Here is a 22,880-nt window from a genome sequence, read left to right as displayed (position 1 = left end):
GGTAGGAACTCCCAACCCGTTTTCCCGGAGCCCACACTCCGCGGACCGCGGTGAAGACTGCGTTCGGCCCCACACGGACAGCGACGTTCGTTCCGTCCGTCACGCATCCGGCAGCCACCGCTGCGCCACACTTCCGCAGCCGCATGAGCCAGAGGTAGCCCATGGCAAACACCGAAGCCTCCTGGACCGACTCGGTCGAAGACGCCGTGAACAGCGTCTTCGAACCGGTCTCGAAGTTCCTCGGCGACATCGTCTTCTACACGGTCAACATCTTCGGGACCGACTTTCCCCTGATCGTCGGTTGGCTGGTCGTGGCCGGGGCCGTCTTCTCCGCCTACTTCGGCCTCGCCCAGCTCCGGCACCTGAAGCTCGCCTACCGACTGGTCCGGGGCAAGTACGACCAGCAGGACGCCCCCGGCGAGGTCAACCACTTCCAGGCGCTGACCTCGGCCGTCGCCGGCACGGTCGGTCTGGGCAACATCGCCGGCGTGGCCATCGCGATCTCCATCGGCGGCCCCGGCGCCACCTTCTGGATGATCCTGTGCGGCCTCCTCGGCATGGCCACCAAGTTCGTGGAGTGCACGCTCGGCGTGAGGTACCGCCAGGTGCACGCCGACGGCACCGTCTCCGGTGGCCCCATGTTCTACCTGCGCAGAGGACTGGCCGAGCGCGGCCTGCCGAGCCTCGGCAAGGTGCTCGCCGTCCTGTCGGCCGTCATGCTGCTGTTCTTCTCCTTCTTCGGCGGCAACCTCTTCCAGATCAACCAGAGCCTGGAGCAGGTCCAGTCCGTCACGGGTGGTGAGGACAGCATCTTCAGCACCTCCGGCGGCTCCCTGGTGTACGGCGCGCTGATCGCGGCCCTGGTGGCCCTGGTGCTCATCGGCGGCATGCGGTCCATCGGCGCCGTCACCAGCCGCCTGGTGCCGTCGATGGCGGTCCTCTACATCCTGGCCTGTCTGCTGGTCATCGGGTTCAACATCGACGCGGTGCCGGGCGCCGTCGCCACGATCGTCACCGAGGCGTTCGCCCCCGAAGGGGTGGCGGGCGGCTTCCTCGGCGCGCTCATCCAGGGCTTCAGGCGAGCCGCCTTCTCCAACGAGGCCGGCATCGGCTCCGCGCCCATCGTCCACTCCGCGGTGAAGACCAAGCACCCCGCCACCGAGGGCGTGGTGGCGATGCTGGAGCCGTTCATCGACACCGTCGTCGTCTGCACCATGACCGCCCTGACGATCGTCATCGCGGGCGGGCCCCTCTACCAGGAGACCCGCCAGGCGGCGACCTCGGGCGGAGAGGTCGACACCAGCACCGGCTACGGGATCTCCATCACCTCGGACGCCTTCGACACCGCGCTGCCCTGGTTCCCGTACCTGCTGACCATCGCCGTGGTGCTCTTCGCCTTCTCGACGGTCATCACCTGGGGCTACTACGGGCTCAAGTGCTGGGGCTTCCTCTTCGGACACAGCCGGACCAAGGACCTGGTCTTCAAGGTGATCTTCTGCGGCATCATCGTCAGCGGTGCGCTGCTCTCCCTGGGCGTGCTGGTCGACCTGGCGGACGCGTCGCTGTTCCTGGCGGCACTGTTCAACATCGTCGGCCTCTACCTGCTGGCGCCCGTCGTCAAGAGGGAACTGCACCGGGTCCTGGAGTACGTCCGTCGTCGGGACGCCGGCGAGACCGAGGAGGAGATCGAGGCGGCCGAGGCGGCCACCGGACCCGTCTCCCGGGGCGGCGACGGCACCACCTCGCTCACCAAGTGACCCACCCGGAACCAGGGGTTCCGGGCGATGGGAGGGGCCCCGCCGTACCGCACACCGGTACGGCGGGGCCCCTCCCGCACGTCCTGCCTATGCTGTCGGCCATGCTGACCATCACCCAGGAGCTGCACGACAGGATCGTCGCGCACGCCCGCCAGGACCACCCCGACGAGGCCTGCGGCGTCATCGCGGGCCCGGCCGGCAGTGACCGCCCCGAGCGCTTCGTCCCCATGCTGAACGCGGCCCGCTCGCCCACGTTCTACGAGTTCGACTCCACGGACCTGCTCAAGCTCTACCGCGAGATGGACGACCGCGACGAGGAACCCGTCGTCATCTACCACTCGCACACCGCCACCGAGGCCTACCCCTCGCGCACCGACATCTCCTACGCCAACGAGCCCGGCGCCCACTACGTGCTGGTCTCCACCGCCGAGTGCGGCAACGACGAGGGCCCCTTCTCCTTCCGCTCCTTCCGCATCGTGGCCGGCGAGGTCACGGAGGAGGAGGTCAGGATCGTCCCCGCCTACGAGGGATGACCTCCGGGCCGGCCCCGAAGGACCGAGCGATCCGCACCGCCGCGCGGGACGGCCGCCCGCGCGGCGGGTCCGACGTCGAGGGGTCCGACGTCGAGGGGTGAGACGGCCGGGTCCGCATCATGGGACCGCCATCCGGTTCGGCGGTCGGGAATCGTTACGATGAGCCCATGGTTAACCACGATGTGAGCGACAACAACCCGGGGACGCCCCCGGGCACGCTGCTCGTGGCGCGCCTGCACGTCGACCTGTGCCGCATCGCCAGCGCCATGGGGGCTCCCCGGCGCGGCGAGGGGACGTGTCGGCGCCGTGCCGCCCGCGGCTGACCGGGCGCACCCCACCGCGCGGCCCCGGCCGTGCCCGCTCACGCACCGCACCCCGCACGGCCCGCGCACGCTTCCAGCTTCTCCGCCTCTCCCACAGGAGCACACCCATGGCCATCGAGGTCCGCATCCCGACCATCCTCCGCACCTACACCGACGGCCGGAAGTCCGTCGAGGGCAACGGCGGCACCCTCGCCGAACTCATCGAGGACCTGGAGACCCGGCACAGCGGCATCCGGGAGCGTCTGGTGGACGGCGGCGAGCTGCGCCGCTTCGTGAACGTCTACCTCAACGACGAGGACGTCCGCTTCCTGGACGGGATCTCCACCAAGCTCAGCGACGGCGACAACGTGACCATCCTCCCCGCGGTCGCCGGAGGCGCTGCCGGGGCGCGGCCCCGTCCGGCCGGGACGGCGGTCGGGCGACGGGAGGGCATGCGCTGATGCGCTACGACTCGCCGATCGCCGCGGTGGGCAACACCCCCCTGGTGCACCTGCCGCGGCTCTCGCCCTCCGAGGACGTCCGCATCTGGGCCAAGCTGGAGGACCGCAACCCCACCGGCTCGATCAAGGACCGCCCGGCCCTCCACATGATCGAGCAGGCCGAGAAGGACGGCCGGCTCACCCCCGGCCGCACCATCCTGGAGCCCACCTCCGGCAACACCGGCATCTCGCTGGCCATGGCGGCCAAGCTCAAGGGCTACCGCATGGTCTGCGTCATGCCGGAGAACACCAGCGCCGAGCGCCGCCAACTGCTGGCCATGTGGGGAGCCGAGATCATCTCCTCCCCGGCCGCCGGCGGCTCCAACACCGCCGTGCGCGTCGCCAAGGAGCTGGCCGCCGAGCACCCCGACTGGGTCATGCTCTACCAGTACGGCAACCCCGACAACGCCGGCGCCCACTACACCGGCACCGGCCCCGAGATCCACGCCGACCTGCCCTCCATCACCCACTTCGTCGCCGGTCTGGGCACCACCGGCACCCTGATGGGCGCGGGCCGCTACCTGCGGGAGAAGGTCCCCGGCATCCGGATCGTCGCCGCCGAACCGCGCTACGACGACCTCGTCTACGGCCTGCGCAACCTCGACGAGGGCTTCGTCCCCGAGCTGTACGACGAGTCCGTCCTCACCACCCGCTACTCCGTCGGCTCCGAGGACGCCGTCACCCGCACCCGCGAACTCCTCGCCCAGGAGGGCATCTTCGCCGGCGTCTCCACCGGCGCCGCCCTCCACGCCGCCATCGGCGTCGGACGCAAGGCCGTCAAGGCCGGGGAGAGCGCCGACATCGTCTTCATCGTCGCCGACGGCGGCTGGAAGTACCTGTCCACCGGCATCTACACCGCGCCCAGCACCGAGGCCGCCGTCGAGGCGCTCCAGGGACAGCTCTGGGCCTGAGTCCACCAGGCCCCGGCCGCCCGGTCCGCCGCACCCGCACCGTGCCCCGGCCGCTCCCGCCGCTCCCGGCCCCGTCCGCGCGGCCGGGAGCGGCGGGAGCGGGGCGTCGGGGCGGCGACCGGCGGGGCACGGCACGAGCGGGAACCGGACGGCGCGGGACGGCCGCCGGCGCCCCCGCGAACCACCGTGAACACCCGCTCCGCGCCGGTCCCCCGCCCTGGTGATTCCAGCCACAACGGAGCCCCGTGGAGGAGTCACGGGCGCCCACGCGCCTTACGCTCAGGTAACCCCCCTTCCCGGGCCACGGAGGTTCCTTCCCCTATGAAGCTCACCGTCGTCGGCTGCTCGGGATCGTTCCCGTCCGCGGAATCGGCCTGCTCCAGCTACCTCGTCGAGGCCGACGGCTACCGGCTCCTGCTCGACATGGGCAACGGTGCCCTCGGCGAACTGCAGCGCCACTGCGGCCTCTACGACCTCGACGCCGTCATCCTCAGCCATCTCCACGCCGACCACTGCATCGACATGTGCGCCTACTTCGTGGCTCGGTACTACCGGCACGAGGGCGGACGCTGCGAACCCATCCCCGTGTACGGCCCCCGGGGCACCGAACAGCGGCTCACCACCGCCTACGCCGACACCCCCACCGAGAAGTCCATGAGCGAGGTCTTCGACTTCCACGACCTCGCCCCCCGGTCCCGCTTCCGGCTCGGCCCGCTGACCGTCACCGCCGACCGGGTCCGCCACCCGGTGGAGACCTACGGCTTCCGCGTCGAGCACGGTGGCAAAAGCCTCGCCTACTCCGGCGACAGCGGCCCCTGCGACGCCCTGTGCGACCTGGCCCGGGACACCGACCTCTTCCTGTGCGAAGCCTCCTTCACCGACGGCAAGGAGGACCTCCCCGAGCTGCACCTCAACGGCCGGCAGGCCGGCGAGTGCGCCGAGCGGGCCGGGGCGGCACGGCTCGTCCTCACCCACATCCCGCCGTGGACCGACCCCCGGCACAACCTGCGCGACGCCGAGACCGCCTTCGGCGGGCCCGTGGAGATGGCCCGCCCCGGAGCCGTCTACGAACTCTGACGCCCCCGCCGGGGGGGGGTCGGGACCGACGGCCCCGGCCCCGCGCCTACGCCCGGTACCGGGCCCGGTCCTCCTCGGCGGCCTCCTTTCCCGGTTCCTCCGGATCCTCCGGTTCCCGCCCCGGTGTCGGCAGGTCGAACCGCAGGATCGCGAACCGGAAGACCACGTAGTACACCCCCGCGAAGCACAGCCCGAGCAGCACCAGCAACCACGGCCGCGACGCGATCCCCAGGTTCAGCAGGAAGTCGATCGCGCCCGCCGAGAAACCGAAGCCGTCCCGGGCCCCCAGCGCCCAACTCAGCGCCATCGAGGCTCCCGTCAACACCGCGTGGACCGCGTACAGCGCCGGCGCGACGAAGACGAAGGCGAACTCGATCGGTTCCGTCACCCCCGTCACGAAGGCCGTCAGCGCGATCGAGAACATCATCCCGCCCACCGCCTTGCGCCGCTCCGGGCGGGCGCAGTGGTACATCGCCAGACAGGCCGCCGGCAGGGCGAACATCATGATGGGGAAGAAACCGGTCATGAACTGCCCCGCCGTCGGATCCCCGTGCAGGAACCGGGCGATGTCCCCCTGGTACCGGACCCCGTCGTCCTCGTACGAACCGGCCTGGAACCACGGGAAGGAGTTCAGCAGGTGGTGCATCCCGACCGGGATCAGCGCCCGGTTGGCCACGCCGAAGACGCCCGCCCCCAGCGCGCCGGAGCCCACCAGCCACTCACCGAGGCCGTGGATGGCCGCCCCCAGCACCGGCCAGACGTAGCCGAAGACGATCCCCAGCCCCAGTCCCGCGAACGACGCCAGGATCGGCACCAACCGCCGACCGCCGAAGAACCCCAGCCAGTCCGGCAGCTTCTTGCGGTGGTACCGCTGGTACAGCAGCGCGGTGACGATCCCCATCACCACGCCCCCCAGCACTCCGGCGTCGGCCGGCTGGGGCTCCCCCTCCACGGGCGGCAGGCCGGGATCGTCGAAGACGGCCATCACCTGGCGGAAGACCAGATAGCCCACCACCGCCGCCAACCCGGTCGAACCGTCCGCCCGCCGGGCGAAACCGACCGCGATGCCCACGGCGAACAGCAACGGCAGGTTGTCCAGCAACGCACCGCCGCCCGCCGCCAGGAACTCGGCGATCCGGTTGACGACGGCCGGGAGGCCCTCCCGGCCGAGCATGTCCTCGTAGCCCAGTCGGACCATCAGCGCCGCCGCCGGCAGGGTGGCGATCGGCAGCATCAGACTGCGGCCGACGCGCTGGGCCACCGCCATCGCCCCTGAGCCCCGGCCCTTCCGGCCGTCGGGTGCCTGAGCTGCGGCCGTGGTCATCGACTACCTCCCGTGGGGCCGTACGGAACGCACCGTGAAATCATCCAGGCAGGTTGTAACACGAATAAAAGCCCCAACCGGCGCGAGCCGGGCCGAAGCCCCGCGACGGGAGGGGAGTGTGCCGGAATGCAGTACGCGCGGGCCCGGCGCCCGTCACCCCGCCGCCCCCTGCCGCCGCCCGGCGGCCGGAGGAGCGGTGCGGAACGGCGGAGAACCGTCGGGGTGCCCCGCCGCGAAGGTTTACATAACGTGGACGAAAGACCAGGGAAACGACGGACCCGGCCGAACGGGGCGTCGAACCCGCGAACCGGGGCACAGGACCGGACGCCGGACCACCGGCGGCCACCGGCCGGAACGACCGACAAGGACGGAAGACATGATCGACGGCACGGGCGACAGGACCACCGGCAAGGCGGAGAGCATCGTCGTCGGACTCGGTGGCATCGACAACATCATCGAGATCGAGGGCTGCGTCACCCGCCTCCGCACCGAGGTCGAGGACCCCTCGCGCATCGACGAGGCCGCGCTCAAGGCCGCCGGAGCCCACGGCGTCGTCAGGATGGGAACCGCCGTCCAGGTCGTCATCGGCACCGACGCCGACCCCATCGCCGCCGAGATCGAGGACATGATGTGAACCGGGCGGCCGGCCGGACGCGCCCACCCACCGCACCACCCACCGCACCGGCCGCCCACCACCGGCACCACCGCGACACACGCCCAAAACGGTCGCCCCACCCCTGCGACTAGGCTCGCCCCCATGTCACGCATCGACGGCCGCACACCCGAACAACTCCGCCCCGTCACCATCGAACGCGGCTGGAGCAAACACGCCGAGGGCTCCGTCCTCGTCTCCTTCGGCGACACCCGAGTCCTCTGCACCGCCAGCGTCACCGAAGGCGTACCCCGCTGGCGCAAGGGCAGCGGCGAAGGCTGGATCACCGCCGAGTACGCCATGCTCCCCCGCTCCACCAACACCCGCGGCGACCGTGAGTCCGTCCGCGGGAAGATCGGCGGACGCACCCACGAGATCTCCCGCCTCATCGGCCGGTCCCTCCGCGCCGTCGTCGACCTCAAGGCCCTCGGCGAGAACACCGTCGTCCTCGACTGCGACGTCCTCCAGGCCGACGGCGGGACCCGCACCGCCGCCATCACCGGCGCCTACGTCGCCCTCGCCGACGCCCTCACCTGGGCCCGCGACAACAAGCTCGTCCGCGCCAAGGCCCAACCCCTGACCGGCACCGTCTCCGCCGTCAGCGTCGGCATCGTCGACGGCACCCCCCTCCTCGACCTCCGCTACGAGGAGGACGTCCGCGCCGAAACCGACATGAACGTCGTCTGCACCGGCGACGGCCGCTTCGTCGAGGTCCAGGGCACCGCCGAGGGAAGCCCCTTCGCCCGCGCCGAACTCGACGCCCTCCTCGACCTCGCCGTCGCGGGCTGCGCCCAACTCGACGGAGCACAGCGCCAGGCGCTCTCCACCCGGTGACCACCCCCGGAGGAGCGGCGGAACCCGCGGTCCCGATCGACGGGGCGGACGCCGGGAGCGTCACGCGTCCGAAGAACACGGAGACGCGCGGAACTTTGCGAGCGCTTTACGCGTCATAGAGGGCACGGGCCGTACGGGTCGAGCCGTACGGCCCGTCCAGGCATCGCCCGAGCACTGCCCGAGCATCTCCCAAGCACCGTCCAGTCGCCTCGTAGAGGCCCGACAGAAGGGGCCCCATGCGCCGCCGCCGGACCATCCTCGCAACCCTCGTCCCCCTCGCCCTCGCCGTGCCCCTGTCGGGCTGCAGCGCGGTCCAGAACGCCCTGGACTGCGCCAACACCGCCGTCGTCGTCGACAGCGCCGGCGCCCTCCAGCAGGCCGTCGCCGACGGCGTCGAGAACCCCGCCGAGATCAACGAGTCCCTGGACCGCATCGACACCAACCTCGACAAGATCGCCGACAGCACCGAAAACCCCGACATCACCAAGGTCGTCGACGACCTCCGGCAGGCCGCCGACAACGTCCGCGAATCCGTCGAACAGGGCAAGGCCCCCGACGCCGGCCCCGTCGTCGACGCCGCCGACGAACTCACCCAGGTCTGCTCGCCCGCCTGACCGAGGGCGCTTCGGCGGACGGGCCACCCGGTGACGGCCGACCGCCCCCGCGGCACGGCCGGCACACCGGGATAATCGGATCCCATGAGCCAGCGCCTGATCCTCGCCACCCGCAACGCCCACAAGGTCCGCGAACTGGAGGCCATCCTCTCCGCCGCCGGACTCGACCTCGACCTCGTCGGCGCCGACGCCTACCCCGAGGTCCCCGACGTCAAGGAGACCGGCACCACCTTCGCCGAGAACGCGCTCCTCAAGGCCCGCACCCTCGCCCGCGCCACCGGCCTCCCCGCCGTCGCCGACGACTCCGGGCTGTGCGTCGACGTTCTCGGCGGAGCCCCCGGCATCTTCTCCGCCCGCTGGGCGGGACGCCACGGCGACGACAAGGCCAACCTCGACCTGCTGCTCGCCCAGCTCTCCGACATCGCCGACCCCCACCGCGCGGCGCACTTCACCTGCGCCGCGGCCCTGGCCCTTCCCGACGGCACCGAACGCGTCGTCGAGGGGCGCCTCCCCGGCACCCTCCGCCGCGCCCCCGCCGGCGCCGGCGGTTTCGGCTACGACCCCATCCTCCAGCCCGAGGGCGAGACCCGCACCTGCGCGGAGCTGACCCCGGAGGAGAAGAACGCCATCAGCCACCGCGGCCGGGCGTTCCGCGAGCTGGCGCCGGTGATCAGGGAACTGCTGAGCTGACGGGCGGGCCTGCCGGACGGTTCCGCCGGCAACGCCGAAGGCCCGGCTCGTCGGGCCGGGCCTTCGAAACCGAGGTCTGTGCGGCCGGAGGGACTCGAACCCTCAAGGGATTTCTCCCACAGCATCCTAAGTGCTGCGCGTAGGCCAATTCCGCCACGGCCGCCGGTCGTACGTCATCGTATCGGTCGCCGGGCACCGTCCGCAGGCAGGTGGAGCCGGCCGGTGACGGCGCGGCCCCTCCCCCGGTGGACGATCCGCGCGGTGGTGGATCGGTCCCCCGTCGCGCGGACCGCACCGGTCGACGGCTCCGGTGACGGTCGGTCACGCCGTCCGGGGAGGGCGGGGGAGGGCGGGGGAGGGGCCGAGGCGCGGGTCAGATGGCCAGGTCCCGGATGAGCTTGGCGACGTGGCCGGTGGCCTTGACGTTGTACAGGGCCCGCTCGACCTTCCCCTCCTCGTCCACGATCACCGTGGAGCGGATGACGCCGGTGACGGTCCTGCCGTAGAGCTTCTTCTCGCCGAAGGCCCCGTACGCCCGCATGACCTCCTTCTCCGGGTCCGAGACGAGGGTGACCTTCAGGTTCTCCTTATCGCGGAACGCCGCCAGCTTCTCCGGCTTGTCGGGGGAGACGCCGATCACCTCGTAGCCCGCCTCGGCGAGGAGGTCGAGGTTGTCGGTGAAGTCGCAGGCCTGCTTGGTGCAGCCGGGAGTGAGGGCGGCGGGGTAGAAGTAGACGACGACCTTGCGGCCGGCGCGGTCGGCGAGCGAGACGGGGTTGCCGTCGGCGTCGGGCAGGGTGAAGGCGGGGGCGGTGTCGCCGGGTTGCAGTCGCTCGCTCATCGGTGGCTCCTCGGGCGGGGCTCTGTGCGGTCGGGGCCGTCGGATACGCGGGCCCGCTGTCGGTTCGAAAGCCTAGCCACGGGGTGTGTCGGGGGTGGCGCGGGGCACCGGAGGTGGGGAGCTGCCACACTGTCCGATGGCCGGATGCCCGGTGCGGGGCAGCCCGGGTGGGGCAGACGAGACGGACGAGACGGACGAGACCTACGGAGGCAGTGCGGTGTCGGAAGCCAGGACCCCCGCGGAGATCGAGGCGGCGATCGTCCGCAGGCGGCAGGAGCTCGCCGCGACGCTGGACGAGTTGGCGGTGCGGGTGCACCCGAAGACGATCGCGGGGGACGCGAAGGCGCGGGCCGCGGCGGTGGTGGACCGTACGGCGGGGCGGGCGTACGTGGCGGTGAACCGTGCGGTGTCCGACGTGCGGGAGAGGTTCACGGACGAGGAGGGGCGGCCGCGGACGGAGCGGATCGTGCCGGTGGCGCTGGTGGCCGTCGGAGTGGTGGGCCTGGTCGTGTTGTCGGCTCGGCGTCGGCGCGGTTGAGCGGCTGAGATACGGTCTTGTCGTGAGTTCCCAGACGTCCCACCATGACAAGCTGCCCATCCGGATGCTGCACGACCGGGTGCTGGTGCGTACCGACATTCCCGAGGGCGAGCGCCGGTCCTCCGGTGGCATCGTCATTCCCGCGACGGCCGCGGTCGGCCGCAGGCTGAACTGGGCCGAGGTGGTCGCCGTGGGGCAGAACGTGCGTACGGTGGAGCCCGGCGACCGGGTGTTGTTCGATCCGGCGGACCGTGCCGAGGTGGAGGTGCGGGGCGTGGCGTACGTGTTGATGCGCGAGCGCGACCTGCACGCGGTGGCGGCCGAGCGGTTGCAGGGCTCCGAGGATTCCACCGGCCTGTACCTGTAGCGGTTCTTCTCGACGCGTCACCTCGTGGGCCCGGACCGGTGGCGGTCCGGGCCCCTGGCGTGCGTGCCGCGGTGCCGCGGTGCCGCCGTCACCGGGGCCCGGCGACGGCGGCGGGGGAGTGGTGCGCCGAGGGGGCGGGAGGCTTCGGGGTGGGGGAGGCACCGGTCCCGTGGCGGTCGTCCGCCTTGTCGGTCCCGGTCCGCCCGCCGTGGCCGGCGGGCCCGTCGGGGTTCTTCCCGGCGTCCCCCGGGGGCGACGGCTCGGTGCCGGGGGCCCGTGCGTCCCGGTGGGCGGGGTCGTCGTGCCCGTTGCGTCCGTCGTCCCGGTCGGCGGCGCCGTTCTCGGCGTCGTTCTCGATGTCGTTCTCGGCGTCGTCGCTGTCGGTGCCGGGGCTCCCGGACCCGCCCGGACCGGGGGCTTCGGGCTCCTCGGTGCCGGTGATCGGCGTGGCGTCCTCCTCGGGCGGGGACGAGGCCCCGTCGGAGGGGTCGGGGGAGGCCGATCCGGGGGCGCGGTTCTTGCCGGGCTTGAGCCGGAAGTCCTGCACGGGCGTGCCGCGCAGGGCGCGTTCGGTGTAGGCGGCCCAGATGCGGGCGGGGAAGTCGGCACCGTTGACGCGGGGGAGCCCGGCGGCGCCGTAGAGGGGTTTGTGGGCGCCGGTCTTGGGGTCCTGGCCCATGACGGCGACGACGGTGGCCAGTTCGGGCGTGTAGCCGGCGAACCAGGCCGCCTGGTCCTCCTCGGCGGTGCCGGTCTTGCCCGCCGCGGGGCGGCCGGCGGCCTGGGCCGCGGTGCCGGTGCCCTCCTTGACGACGCCGCGCAGCACGGCGGTGGTGGCGTCGGCGGAGGAGCGGGAGACGGCCTGTTCGGTGCGGCGTTCGGGGAGACGGACGGGGTCGCCGTTGTGGGTGATCTTCTTGACGAGGGTGCGGTCGACGCGTTCGCCGTGGTTGGCGAGGGTGGCGTAGGCGTGGGCGAGGTCGAGGGTGCTGGGGGTGGAGGTGCCCAGCGCGACGGCGCCCAGGGCGTCGCTCATGCCGGGGGTGTCCCGGGGCAGGCCGAGCGCGGTGGCGGTCTTCTTGATCTTCTCGGGGCCGACGTCCATGCCCATCTGGGCGAAGACGGCGTTGACGGACTTGTTCATGGCGGTGGTGACGGGGATGTCGCCGTAGTCGACGTCGTCCTCGTTCTCGGGCCGCCAGTCGGTGGGGCCGTGGGGGCCGACGACCGTGCGTCCGCTGGTGCCGTCGTAGGTGGTGCCGGGGCCGATGAGGTCGCCGCCGCGGGTCCTGGCGCGGTGTTCCAGGGCGGCGGCGTAGACGATGGGCTTGAAGGTGGAGCCGGCCTGGTAGTCGCGGCGGGTGGCGTTGTTGACGTACTGGCGGGTGTAGTCGACCCCGCCGTACATGGCGACGACCTCGCCGGTGTCGGTGTCGATGGAGGTGGCGCCGGCACGGACGTAGCGGTCGATCTCGCGTTCGTCGTCGAGTCGGGAGAGGAGTTCGCGTTCGACGGTCTCGACGAGGGCGTCCTGCTTCTTCCGGTCGATGGTGGTGGTGATGCGGTAACCGCCCTGGGAGAGCTCTCGCTCGGTGAGGACGTCGTTGGCGGCGAGGTGCTGTTTGACGGCTTCGACGAGGTAGCCGCGCTGACCGGAGAGGCTGTTGGGGGGAGTGGCGGGGTTGGGCTCGGGGAATTCCATGGCGTCGCGTTGGCGGGGGGTGAGCCAGCCCTCGTCGACCATGCCGCCGAGGACGTACTTCCAGCGGGCGACGGCGCGGTCGCGGTTCTCGGGGTGGGCGGCGACGTCGTAGAGGTTGGGGGAGTTGAGGAGGGCGGCGAGGTAGGCGCCCTCGGCGGTGGTGAGGTCGCCGGCGTCCTTGCCGTAGTAGGCGTGGGCGGCGGCCTGGATGCCGTAGGCGTTGCGGCCGAAGTAGCTGGTGTTGAGGTAGCCGGTGAGGATCTCGTCCTTGCTGGCCTCGCGGTCGAGCTTGAGGGCGATGAAGAGTTCCTTGGTCTTGCGGGCGAGGGTCTGCTCCTGACCGAGGTAGTAGTTCTTGACGTACTGCTGGGTGATGGTGGAGCCGGACTGTTTCCCCTCGCCCTGGAGCATGTTCCAGCCGGCGCGGATCATGGCTTTGGGGTCGATGGCGGGCTGGTGGTAGAAGTCCCGGTCCTCGGCGGCGAGAACGGCCTGTCGGGTGGTTTCGGGGATGTCGGAGAGCTCGACGTTCTGGCGGTTGACCTCGCCGTCGCGGGCGAGGGGGGTGCCGTCGGCGTAGAGGTAGACGTTGTTCTGGGCGGCCGCGGCGGAGTTGGGCTCGGGGATGTCCACGAGCAGGTAGCCGGCGACCAGGGCGCCGGCGCCGGCCAGGACGGTCACGGTGCCGGCGGCCAGGGTGGTCCGCCAGGTGGGCAGCAGCCGGCGCAGGCCGGCGCGCCGCGGCTGCTCGTCGCCGTTCGGCGCCTCGGGATCCTCGTTCATGACCGCAGGGCTCCTTGTCGGTGGGTGAGCTTTGTGCCGTTTTCCGGTGGATTGCCCCGTAGGACACTCTGGCACCATCCGGGCCGTTGGGCGAGGGCAGATCACACCTGTGGTGGTGCGCGGCGCGCGAGCCGTCCGAACGGACATTCGGTGTGGCCGTGGTGTGCCGCCGACCGGTGGCGGTGCGCTGTGCGGGCCGGCCGGGCCCTGACGTTCCGCCTCCACCTGGCCGCCGCGCGCGGTGATCTCCGCGGGTACGTCACCTACCGGGTCGCGACCTTCCCGGGAATCCTCACCGACACCGTCTTCGGGTTCTTCCTCTCCGACGCGTTCGTCGCCCGGTGGGACGAGCGGCCGAACCCGGGCGGTCACGGCCAGGCGCAGGCGCTGACGTTCGTGTGGACGGGGCGGGCGCTGCCGGCGGCGATGGCGATGGCGGGCGGCGGGTTCGAGGGGGAGCTCCGGGCGCGCACCCGTTCGGGGGACGTGGTGGCGGATCCGTACCGTCCCGCGGACCTCCGGGCGTGGTGGCCGCCGACCGCTCCGCCCTGCGGCGGCCGGGCCGGGTCGGCCAGGGCGGGGCGGCGCTGGTGTGGGCGCTGACGCGGGTGGAGGTGGCTGGACACCGGGGAAGGCGGCGACGCGCCGGACGTCGGCGCCGTGAGGTTCGCGAGGCGCGGTCCCTCCTGCGGGAGGTCGACGCCGAGCGCGGGGTCACCGTCCCGCTGACCCCCACGATCCGACCGACACCCGACGGTTGTGCGACCGGGTGATGGTCGTCGACCACGGCCGTCCGGTGTACGACGGCGCTCTGGCGGGACTGCACCGGACGGGTGACGGGGAGCGCACGCTGGTGGTGGACCCGTCGGTGCGCGAGCCGGAGATCGAGGACGTCATCGCCCGGATGTACGCCCGCGACACCGTCGGCGCGCCCGCGCCCGCGCCCGTGCCCGCCGGCCCCGCGCCCGCGGGGCCGGACGCGTCACAGGACGGCCGGTGAGGGGGCGTCGAGCAGCCGCAGGTCCACCGCCTCGGCCATCGCGCGGTAACCGCTGTCGCTGGGGTGCAGGTGGTCGCCGGAGTCGTGGACGGGACGCAGCCGTCGCGGGTCCGCGGGATCGCGCAGGGCCGCGTCGAAGTCGACGACCGCGTCGAAGACGCCGCCGCGCCGGATCTCCTCGTTGACCTGCCGGCGCACCGCCTCCAGCCGCGCGGTGTGCTTGCGGTGGCCGCCGAACGGCGTCAGCGTCGCCCCGATCACCCGTACCCCGCGCTCGTGGGCGAGCCGGGTCATCCGCCGCAGGCCGGCCACGATCTTGTCCGGGTCGGTCTGGTGGGGCGTCTTGAGGATGTCGTTGATGCCGAGTTGGACGACCAGGACCTCCACCCCGGTGCGGGAGAGGGCGTCCCGGTGGAGTCGGGACAGTCCGCTGGGGCCGCTGTCGGGCGAGTTGGGGGCGGCGTCCAGAAGGACGCGGTTCCCGCTGATGCCCTGGTTGACGACGCTGTAGCGGGGAGCGTCGCGTTCGGTGCGCAGCCGGTCGGCGAGGAAGTCCGTCCAGCGCCGGTTGGCGCCGAGGCTGGAGGTGATGCCGTCGGTGATGGAGTCGCCGAGCGCCACGACGGTGCCCTCGGCCTCGTCCGTCCACACGTCCACGGCCGTCAGGTACCGCCAGTGGGTGGTCCGTTCGGTGTAGGCGGTGCCGTCGATGTCGGCGGCGTGGTCGCCCCGGGCCAGGTAGCTGGTCTGACGGGCGTGGGGGTGGTGGGTGACGGGGCCGGAGCCGGTGGGGGTGTAGAGGGTGACGAGCAGGTCGGCGGCGGCCGGCACGTTCAGCCGGACGGCGTCGCTGGTGACGGCGGAGCCGGCCGGGATCACCACCTCGGCGCGTTCGCCGAACGTCAGCCGGCGCATGCTGCCCGGGGCGGCGGCCGGACTGCTGGGCTCGGCGGCCAGGGCGAGGGTGGCGCCGGTGACGGTCAGCGGCCGGGTGCCGAAGAGGTTGGAGAACCTCACGCGGGCGGCGGTCCCGCCGACCGAGGTGTGCACCACGTTCCGCAGGGACGAGTCGGGGTGGCCGTCCGGTGCGTTCGGCTCGGCGGAGGCGGGGGAGGCGGACCAGGTGCCCACCCAGGTGCCGGTGGAGGCGGGGGCGACCGAACCGCCGCCGCGTGGCGCGGTGGTGTCCGGGCCGGGGGCCACGATCCCGGCGCCGACGAAGAGGGCGGCGGAGATCAGGACGGCCACGGCCGCGAGTCCCACCGGCAGGGCGTATCCCGTGTTCCTGGTCACGACCGGCGTCCTCGCTCGTACACGGTGAAGAATCCCCCCTCGGGCACGGCGGCCCACAGGCGTGGAAGTGATCGGCGGTCCCACCATGATCCCATGGGCGGCGGGGTGCCCCGGACCGGAGCCCCACCCGTTACGCGATCGATGACGACCCGTGGGACGGGGCGGTGGGGCGTCGTCCACGTCCCGCGACCGACCCTTGCGACAATGCGGACGGGGAAGGCGCGAACGGGTGGAGCTGATGGAACGAACGACATCGCACGACGGCACCCCGACGGACGGCGTCCCCGGGGGCGGACCCCGGGAACGGCGGAAGGGGCGGGCGAGCGGGACGCGGCCCGCCTTCGATCCGTCGGCCTTCACGGCCGCCGACGAGGAGAAGCAGCGCGGCGTGCGCCGCATGAAGGCCATCGCCACGGGGGCGCTGCTGCTGGCGGCGCTGGTGTTCGCGCTGGCGACCTGGGCGGAGAGGTCGGGGGCGGGCGCCTGGGCGGGCTATGTCGCGGCGGCCGCCGAGGCCGGCATGGTGGGCGCGCTGGCCGACTGGTTCGCGGTGACCGCGCTGTTCAAGCGGCCGATGGGCCTGCCGATCCCGCACACCGCGATCATCCCCACCAAGAAGGACCAACTGGGGCGCAGCCTGGGCGACTTCGTCGGCGACAACTTCCTGTCGGAGGAGGTCGTGCGGAGGCGGCTGCGGGCGGTGGGCATCGGCGACCGGCTGGGCGCCTGGCTGGCCCGGCCCGAGAGCGCCGACCGGCTGACGGCGGAACTGTCCACCGCGCTGCGCGGCGCCCTGACCGTGCTGCGGGACGCCGATGTGCAGGCGGTGGTCGGCGAGGCGATCACCCGCCGCGCCCAGGCCCGGGAGGTGGCGCCGAGCCTGGGGCGGATGCTGGAACGGATCGTCGCCGACGGCGGCCACCGCCGGGCGGTGGACCTGGTGTGCGCCCGGGCCCACGACTGGCTGGTGTGGCACAGCGACTCGGTGATGGAGGCGGTGGCCGGGGGCGCCCCCGGCTGGACGCCGCGCTTCGTGGACCGCAGGGTCGGCGAGCGCGTCTACAAGGAACTGCTGCGCTTCGTCGGCGAGATGCGGGACATGCCCGACCACCCGGCGCGCGAGGCGCTGGACCGCTTCCTGCGGGACTTCGCCGTCGACCTGCGCTCCGACGACGAGACCCGGGCGCGGGTGGAGCGGCTGAAGTCGGAGGTGCTGGCCCGTGACGAGGTGCAGGACCTGATCGCCTCGGCGTGGTCGTCGGTGCGGGCCATGGTGGTGGCGGCGGCCGAGGACGAGCGCAGCGAACTGCGGCTGAGGGTGCGTTCCTCGGTGCTCTCGCTGGGCGCGCGACTGTCGGCGGACGGCGGCCTGCGGGGCAAGGTGGACGGCTGGGTCGAGGGAGCGGCGGCGCACGTGGTCACCACCTACCGGCACGAGATCACGTCCCTGATCACCGAGACGGTCGAGAGCTGGGACGCCGAGCACACCTCCCGCAAGATCGAGGCCCACATCGGCCGGGACCTGCAGTTCATCCGCATCAACGGCACGGTGGTGGGCGCCCTGGCGGGGCTGGCGATCCACACCGTGGCCCACGTGCTGGGCGGTTGACCCTACCCCCCTCGGGGGACGGCGCGTTCCGCGGAGCCGCGCCGCCGCGTTGAACCGGGAGAACCGGCGGACGCGGCGGGCGCGACGGACAGGGCCCGCGGCCGGCCGTCCCACTCACGGACGAGAGCACGAGGGGCTACCTTGCAGTCAGACGTACGGGGCACCCGCCTTCCCCTGTCGGCCGCCCAGCGCGAGATCTGGTTCAGCGAGCAGTTGAACCCGGGCGGGCCGGGCTTCCGGATCGCCGAGTACCTGGAGATCCACGGCCCCGTCGATCCGGAGGCGTTCGAGGCCGCGGTGCGCCGGGCGGTGGCGGAGGCCGAGCCGTTCAACGTGCGGTTCGTCGAGTCGGGCGGGGAGGTGGCGCAGATCCACCATCCGGTGACCGACTGGGAGTTCCCCGTCGTGGACGTCGGCGCCGAGGCGGACCCGCGGGCGGCGGCGGAGAGCCGGATGCGCCGGATCCTGGCCCGCCCGATCGACCTGGGGCGCGCGCCGCTGTTCTCCTACGCCCTGTTCCGGCTGGGCCCGCGGCGGTACGCCTGGTTCCACAGCGCGCACCACATCGTCTCGGACGCGGCGGGCGGCGCCCTGGTGGCGCGGCGCGCCGCCGAGCTGTACACCGCGGCGATGACGGGGGTGGCGGACGCAGCGGCGGGCGGTGCGGCGGACGGTGCGGGAACCGGCGGCGGGACCCGGCTCGGCCCGCTGCGGCTGATGTTGGAGCGGGACGCGGCCTACCGCGCGTCCGAGGCGTTCGAGGCCGACCGCGCCCACTGGACGGAGCGCTTCGCCGACCGTCCCGAGCCGGCCCGGCTCGCCGGCCGCCCGGTGGGCGAACCCTCGGCCGTACGGCGCCGCACCCTGCTGCTGCCCGAGGAGGAGGCGGTGTCGCTGCGTCGGGCCGCGCGCCGGGCCGGAACCCACTGGTCGGTACTGGTGATCGCCGCGACGGCCGGCTACCTCCACCGGATGACCGGGGCCCGGGACGTGGTGCTGACCCTGCCGGTGGCGGCCCGCACCGACGCCGCCCTGCGCACCGTGCCCGGCATGTTCGCCAACGTGCTGCCGCTGCGCGTGGCGGTCACCCCGCACCTGACGGTGCGGGAACTGGCGCGGCGGGTCTCGCGGGAGGTGCGGCAGGCGCTGCGGCACCAGCGCTACCGCCGCTCCGACCTGGTGCGGGCGCTGGACCTGCCCGACGGGGGCCGAAGCCACCTCGGTCCACACGTCAACATCATGTCCTTCGACTACGACATCGCCTTCGCCGGGCACCGCGTCACCGCGCACAACATCTCCAACGGGCTGGTCGACGACCTGTCGGTGATGGCGTACGACCGGTCCGACGGCACCGGCATCCGCGTGGACCTCAACGCCAACGCCGACCTCTACTCCGAGGAGTGCCTGGCCGCGCACGGCCGCCGCTTCGAGCGGGTGCTGCGTTTCCTCGCCGACGCCGACGCCGACGCCGACGCCGACGCCGACGCCGACGCCGACGCCGACGTCACCGGCCCCGCGCCGGGCCGGACGGTGGCCGACGTCGAACTGACGACCGCGGCCGAGCGGCACCGCGAACTGCGGGAGGGCAACCGCACCGCGCGGCGGACGCCCGCCACCACACTGCCGGAGATGTTCGCCGCCCAGGCCGCCCGCACCCCCGGTCGCGAGGCGGTGGTGGACGGCGACGGCGCCCGCCTCGACTACGCGGAGCTGGACGGCGCCTCCGCGCGCCTGGCCCGTCTGTTGGCCGAACACGGAGCCGGCCCCGGGCGGACGGTGGCCGTCGCCGTGCCCCGCTCCGTCGACCTCGTCGTGGCCCTGCTGGCCGTGCTGAGGACCGGCGCCGCCTACCTCCCGCTGGACGCCGACCACCCCGCCGAGCGCCTGGCACTGGTGTCGGCGGACGCCGCCCCCGCGCTCCTGGTCGGCCGGACGGACACCGTGGCGAAGCTGCCGTCGGCCGCGGCGCCCGGCGCGGGCGCGCGCCGGCTGTTGCTGGACGACCCGCGGGTGCGTGCGCGCGTCGCCCGACCACGGCCCGGGGAGGGGGCCCCGTCCGCGCTTCCGCCCGGTCCGCGGCCGCAGGACGCGGCCTACGTCATCCACACCTCCGGCTCCACCGGGCGGCCCAAGGGCGTGGTCGTCCCCCACCGGGCGATCGTCAACTGCCTGTTGTGGATGCGGGACACCTACCGCCTCACCGGTGACGACCGGCTGCTGCAGAAGACCCCCGTCGGGTTCGACGCCTCCGTACCGGAGTTCTTCTGGCCGCTGACCTGCGGCGCGACCCTGGTGTTGGCCGAGCCCGGCGCCCACCGGGAACCGGCCCGGCTGGGGCGCGCCATCCGCGACGGGCGCGTCACCACGGCACAGTTCGTGCCGTCGGTGCTGCGGGCCTTCCTCACCGATCCCGACGGCGCCGCGCGGTGCGCCGGCACCCTGCGACAGGTGTTCTGCGGTGGGGAACCGCTGCCGCGCGAGACGGTCGAGCTGTTCCACGCGGTGCTGCCGGGGGTGGCCCTGCACAACCTCTACGGGCCCACCGAGACCGCCGTCGACGTCGCCCACCATCCGTGCGGGCCGGGCGACACCGGGCCGGTGCCCATCGGCCGGCCGGTGTGGAACACCCGGCTGTACGTCCTGGACCCGGCGCTGCGGCCGTGTCCGCCCGGTGCCACCGGCGAGCTGTACGTCGCCGGTGCCCAGCTCGCCCACGGCTATCTGGGGCGGCCCGCGGCGACCGCGGACCGGTTCGTCGCCGACCCCTACGGACCGCCCGGTGAACGCATGTACCGCACCGGGGACCTGGCGCGCCGCCGGCCGGACGGGACTTTGGAGCACGTCGGTCGCGTCGACGGCCAGGTGAAGCTGCGCGGCGTCCGCGTCGAGCCCGGTGAGGTGGAGTCGGCGCTGCGCGCCCTGCCCGGGGTGATGGACGCGGCGGCCGCCGTCCGCGCCGACGCCTCGGGGGAGCCGCGGCTGGTCGGCTACCTCGTCGGGGGCGAGGGCGGACCGCCGGACGAGGAGGAGGCGCGCGAGGCGCTGGCGCGCGCCCTGCCCGAGCACCTGGTGCCGTCCGCGTTCGTCGTCCTCGACGCGCTGCCGCTGGGGCCCAACGGCAAGCCGGACCGCGGTGCGCTGCCCGCGCCCGCGGTCCGGGCGGCTCCCGGCGGGCGGGCGCCCCGCACCGCCGCCGAGCGGACGCTGTGCGCACTGTTCGGCGAGGTCCTGGGCGTCCCCGGGGTCACCGCCGACGACGACTTCTTCCGGCTCGGCGGTCACTCGCTGCTCGCCTCCCGGCTGGCCGCCCGCGTCCGTGCGGCGCTCGACGCGGAGATCACCCTGCGCGACCTGTTCCGGGCGCCCACCCCGGCACGGCTGGCGGAACGCCTGGCCCGCGCGACGGGCACCGCCGGCGGCGGGGAAGGCGGCGGGGAAGGCGGGGCGACGCGCGGCGGTCTGGCCCCCCTGCTGCCGTTGCGTGGCCGCGGCGGCCTGCCGCCGCTGTTCTGTCTCCCGCCCAGCGGTGGCATCGGCTGGGTCTACGGCGGCCTGTTGCGGCACGTGGAGGAGGACCGCCCCGTCCACGCCCTCCAGGCCCGCGCGCTGACGGCCCCGGAGGCGCTGCCCACCGGGGTGAAGGAGGTGGCCGACCACTACGCGGAGCTGATCCGCTCGGTGCGCCGCCGGGGCCCGTACCACCTGCTCGGCTGGTCCTTCGGCGGACTGCTGGCGCACGCCGTCGCCACGCGGCTCCAGGACGACGGGGAACGGGTCGCCACTCTGGCCGTGCTTGACGGCTACCCCGGACGGGGAGTCCCGTCCGGTCCCGGACGGGACGACTGGTTGCGCGCGCTGGTGGGCAGCCCGGCGGACGGTGTGACGGCGCTCTCGGGGGCGGAGCCCTCCAGGGCGGGGCGCACGGCCCCGGTGGGCGCCGAGGAAGGCGCCGACGCGCTGCCGTCGCCCGCCGAGCTCGCACGGGTGACGGGGCTGCCCGTCCGGTTGCTGCGGCCCGTGGCGGGGGAGGGGCCCTGTCCGTTGGAGGCCATCGTGCGCAACGACATCGAACTGGCCGCCCGCTTCACGCCCGGGGTGTTCCGCGGCGAACTGCTGCTGTTCGCCGCGGAACACCCCGGGCCCGCCCCGTCCCGGCGGTCGGCGCCCGGCCCCGAGGCGTGGCGGCCGTACGTCGACGGGCCGATCACGGTCCACCGCGTTCGCGCGCGGCACCACCGGATGCTGCGGGACGAGCACCTGGCGGGGATCGGCCCGCGGCTGGTCGCCGCGCTGGCCGGGGCGGAGGCCGCGGGTACCCGTCGGTGATCGACCCGTGCCCATCGGCGCACCGCCTGGCGCACCGCCCGGCTCACCCCAGGCGGACGGTGCGCCCTTCGGCCGCCGAGGTGCGTGCCGCCTCCAGCACCCGCAGCGCCTCGGCCGCCTCCCGCGCGCCGACCGGGGGCTCGCCCCCCTCGCGCAGGGCGGCGGCGACGGCGGCGTAGTAGGCCGGGTAGTCGCCGGGGCGGGAGGGCACAGGCTCCGCTTCCTGTCCCGGCCCCGCCGGGGAGGCCGACGTGTCCGCGCCGAGCACGCCCCAGGCCGACTCCGGTTCCTCGCCCCAGGGCTCGCCCGGCCGGGGGCGGGCGCCCGCGCGCAGAGCGTCCTCCTGTGGATCCAGGCCGTACTTGACGTAGGCCGCCCGGCTGCCCAGGACCCGCATCCGGGGGCCGAGGGCGGCGGCGGTGGAACTCACCCACAGGTGCGAGCGGGTGCCCGAGGCGTGGTGGAGGGCGACGAAGGTGTCGTCGTCGGTCGCGGCGCCGGGGCGGCGGACGTCGGACTCGGCGTAGACGGAGGTCACCGGCCCGAAGAGGACGAGTGCCTGGTCCACCACATGGCTGCCCAGGTCGTACAGGAGGCCGCCGAGCTCGCTCGGGTCGCCGGACTCGCGCCAGCCGCCCTTGAGCTTCGGCCGCCACCGTTCGAAGCGGGACTCGAAGCGCCACACCTCGCCCAGCGCGTCCTCGGCCAGCAGACCGCGCAGGGTGAGGAAGTCGCTGTCCCAACGGCGGTTCTGGAACACCGACAGCAGCAGCCCGCGGCGTTCGGCGAGGTCGGCCAGCGCCTCGGCCTCGGCTGCCGTGGCCGCCAACGGCTTGTCGACGACGACCGGCAGACCCGCCTCCAGGGCACGGCGGGCCAGCTCGACGTGGGTGCGGTTGGGGGAGGCGACGACCACCAGGTCCAGCTCCCCGGCGCGCGCGAACAGCCCGTCGGCGTCCGCGACGGTGCGCAGCTCCTCGCCGTGTTCGGCGCGGGCCTGCCGCTGCCGTTCGGGGTCGGAGGTGACGACGGTGTCCAGGACCAGGCCGTCGGTGGCGGCGATCAGCGGGGCGTGGAAGACGGCGCCGGCCAGGCCGTAGCCGAGCAGTCCGACGCGCAGCGGGCGGGTGGTGGCGGGGGCCGCCGGGGCGGCGGTGGGATCGACGTCCATGGCGCCCACTTTGGCAACAGTGTTGCGTAAGCGCAAGCGGGCGCCACAATGGCGGG

General features: G+C 73.6%; 21 protein-coding genes and 1 tRNA gene. 16 read left to right on the top strand and 6 right to left on the bottom strand.

Going from position 1 to position 22,880, the window contains the following annotated elements; genetic code table 11:
* The first annotated feature begins 161 nt into the window (after positions 1–161).
* From F0L17_RS08825 to F0L17_RS08800, 6 genes are all read left to right on the top strand, one after another.
* Positions 162–1,757, top strand: a complete 1,596-nt coding sequence (locus tag F0L17_RS08825) for an alanine/glycine:cation symporter family protein (RefSeq protein ID WP_155070638.1) — start codon at positions 162–164, stop codon at positions 1,755–1,757.
* 101 nt (positions 1,758–1,858) lie between these two features.
* A complete protein-coding gene (locus F0L17_RS08820; protein WP_155070637.1) occupies positions 1,859–2,290 on the top strand; it encodes a M67 family metallopeptidase in 432 nt (143 codons plus the stop codon).
* Positions 2,291–2,457: 167 nt separating this feature from the next.
* Positions 2,458–2,613: a putative leader peptide gene (locus tag F0L17_RS27015; protein ID WP_338018012.1), complete on the top strand. Its 156-nt coding sequence runs from the start codon at positions 2,458–2,460 to the stop codon at positions 2,611–2,613.
* A 107-nt stretch (positions 2,614–2,720) separates the two neighbouring features.
* The gene (locus F0L17_RS08810) at positions 2,721–3,053 is read left to right on the top strand and encodes a MoaD/ThiS family protein (protein WP_155070635.1); all 333 of its coding nucleotides are present in this window, start codon (positions 2,721–2,723) and stop codon (positions 3,051–3,053) included.
* Entirely contained in the window at positions 3,053–4,003 is a 951-nt protein-coding gene (locus F0L17_RS08805; RefSeq protein ID WP_155070634.1) for a PLP-dependent cysteine synthase family protein, read from the top strand. Before F0L17_RS08810 ends, F0L17_RS08805 begins: the two co-directional genes overlap by 1 nt.
* A 321-nt stretch (positions 4,004–4,324) precedes the next feature.
* Positions 4,325–5,080, top strand: a complete 756-nt coding sequence (locus tag F0L17_RS08800; RefSeq protein WP_155070633.1) for an MBL fold metallo-hydrolase — start codon at positions 4,325–4,327, stop codon at positions 5,078–5,080.
* Positions 5,081–5,126: 46 nt separating this feature from the next.
* On the opposite strand, the gene F0L17_RS08795 is transcribed toward F0L17_RS08800, so the two are convergent.
* Positions 5,127–6,404, bottom strand: a complete 1,278-nt coding sequence (locus tag F0L17_RS08795; protein WP_155070632.1) for a PTS transporter subunit EIIC — start codon at positions 6,402–6,404, stop codon at positions 5,127–5,129.
* A 376-nt stretch (positions 6,405–6,780) separates the two neighbouring features.
* Here F0L17_RS08795 and F0L17_RS08790 point away from each other — a divergent pair, with 376 nt between their 5' ends.
* The 4 genes from F0L17_RS08790 (at position 6,781) to rdgB (ending at position 9,194) form a co-directional block, all read left to right on the top strand.
* Entirely contained in the window at positions 6,781–7,038 is a 258-nt protein-coding gene (locus F0L17_RS08790) for a PTS sugar transporter subunit IIB (RefSeq protein WP_155070631.1), read from the top strand.
* Positions 7,039–7,161: 123 nt separating this feature from the next.
* Complete coding sequence (gene rph, locus F0L17_RS08785) at positions 7,162–7,890, top strand: ribonuclease PH (protein WP_155070630.1); 729 nt, start codon at positions 7,162–7,164, stop codon at positions 7,888–7,890.
* 236 nt (positions 7,891–8,126) lie between these two features.
* Positions 8,127–8,504, top strand: coding sequence for a hypothetical protein (locus F0L17_RS08780; protein ID WP_155070629.1), 378 nt, complete (start codon positions 8,127–8,129; stop codon positions 8,502–8,504).
* A gap of 84 nt (positions 8,505–8,588) precedes the next feature.
* The gene (rdgB, locus tag F0L17_RS08775; RefSeq protein ID WP_155070628.1) at positions 8,589–9,194 is read left to right on the top strand and encodes an RdgB/HAM1 family non-canonical purine NTP pyrophosphatase; all 606 of its coding nucleotides are present in this window, start codon (positions 8,589–8,591) and stop codon (positions 9,192–9,194) included.
* Positions 9,195–9,273: 79 nt separating this feature from the next.
* Here the strand turns inward: rdgB and F0L17_RS08770 are convergent.
* Both F0L17_RS08770 and bcp read right to left on the bottom strand, forming a co-directional pair.
* Positions 9,274–9,357: transfer RNA gene (locus F0L17_RS08770), tRNA-Leu, on the bottom strand.
* A gap of 210 nt (positions 9,358–9,567) precedes the next feature.
* Positions 9,568–10,035 carry a thioredoxin-dependent thiol peroxidase gene (gene bcp, locus F0L17_RS08765; RefSeq protein ID WP_155070627.1) on the bottom strand — a complete coding sequence of 156 codons (468 nt, stop codon included), beginning with the start codon at positions 10,033–10,035 and terminating at the stop codon, positions 9,568–9,570.
* Between the two features lie 217 nt (positions 10,036–10,252).
* On the opposite strand from bcp, the gene F0L17_RS08760 reads away from it, so the two are divergent.
* Positions 10,253–10,573 carry a DUF3618 domain-containing protein gene (locus tag F0L17_RS08760; RefSeq protein WP_162465974.1) on the top strand — a complete coding sequence of 107 codons (321 nt, stop codon included), beginning with the start codon at positions 10,253–10,255 and terminating at the stop codon, positions 10,571–10,573.
* Between the two features lie 64 nt (positions 10,574–10,637).
* Complete coding sequence (locus tag F0L17_RS08755; RefSeq protein WP_093655608.1) at positions 10,638–10,940, top strand: GroES family chaperonin; 303 nt, start codon at positions 10,638–10,640, stop codon at positions 10,938–10,940.
* Between the two features lie 88 nt (positions 10,941–11,028).
* Here F0L17_RS08755 and F0L17_RS08750 read toward each other — a convergent pair whose 3' ends face one another.
* Complete coding sequence (locus tag F0L17_RS08750; RefSeq protein ID WP_238419302.1) at positions 11,029–13,425, bottom strand: transglycosylase domain-containing protein; 2,397 nt, start codon at positions 13,423–13,425, stop codon at positions 11,029–11,031.
* 189 nt (positions 13,426–13,614) lie between these two features.
* Here F0L17_RS08750 and F0L17_RS08745 point away from each other — a divergent pair, with 189 nt between their 5' ends.
* Positions 13,615–14,028, top strand: coding sequence for a hypothetical protein (locus F0L17_RS08745; RefSeq protein ID WP_155070624.1), 414 nt, complete (start codon positions 13,615–13,617; stop codon positions 14,026–14,028).
* Positions 14,029–14,182: 154 nt separating this feature from the next.
* Positions 14,183–14,425 (top strand): hypothetical protein, encoded by a 243-nt coding sequence (locus F0L17_RS08740; RefSeq protein ID WP_420802401.1) that lies wholly within the window; start codon positions 14,183–14,185, stop codon positions 14,423–14,425.
* Here F0L17_RS08740 and F0L17_RS08735 read toward each other — a convergent pair.
* On the bottom strand, positions 14,408–15,718 hold the full coding sequence (locus tag F0L17_RS08735) for a GDSL-type esterase/lipase family protein (protein WP_162465973.1): 1,311 nt from the start codon (positions 15,716–15,718) through the stop codon (positions 14,408–14,410). The two genes, F0L17_RS08740 and F0L17_RS08735, sit on opposite strands and share 18 nt — an antisense overlap.
* A gap of 238 nt (positions 15,719–15,956) precedes the next feature.
* Between F0L17_RS08735 and F0L17_RS08730 the strand changes: the two genes are divergently transcribed.
* Both F0L17_RS08730 and F0L17_RS08725 read left to right on the top strand, forming a co-directional pair.
* Positions 15,957–17,327: a DUF445 domain-containing protein gene (locus F0L17_RS08730; protein ID WP_155070622.1), complete on the top strand. Its 1,371-nt coding sequence runs from the start codon at positions 15,957–15,959 to the stop codon at positions 17,325–17,327.
* A gap of 141 nt (positions 17,328–17,468) precedes the next feature.
* On the top strand, positions 17,469–21,653 hold the full coding sequence (locus F0L17_RS08725) for a non-ribosomal peptide synthetase (RefSeq protein ID WP_155070621.1): 4,185 nt from the start codon (positions 17,469–17,471) through the stop codon (positions 21,651–21,653).
* Positions 21,654–21,696: 43 nt separating this feature from the next.
* Here F0L17_RS08725 and F0L17_RS08720 read toward each other — a convergent pair whose 3' ends face one another.
* The gene (locus tag F0L17_RS08720) at positions 21,697–22,824 is read right to left on the bottom strand and encodes a Gfo/Idh/MocA family oxidoreductase (protein WP_155070620.1); all 1,128 of its coding nucleotides are present in this window, start codon (positions 22,822–22,824) and stop codon (positions 21,697–21,699) included.
* Positions 22,825–22,880 lie beyond the last annotated feature (56 nt).

The organism is Streptomyces taklimakanensis, from assembly GCF_009709575.1.
GTDB classification, from domain to species: Bacteria; Actinomycetota; Actinomycetes; order Streptomycetales; family Streptomycetaceae; genus Streptomyces; species Streptomyces taklimakanensis.
The sequence above is the reverse complement of the archived record's forward strand: the minus strand, read 5'-3'. Positions and strand labels throughout refer to the sequence as shown.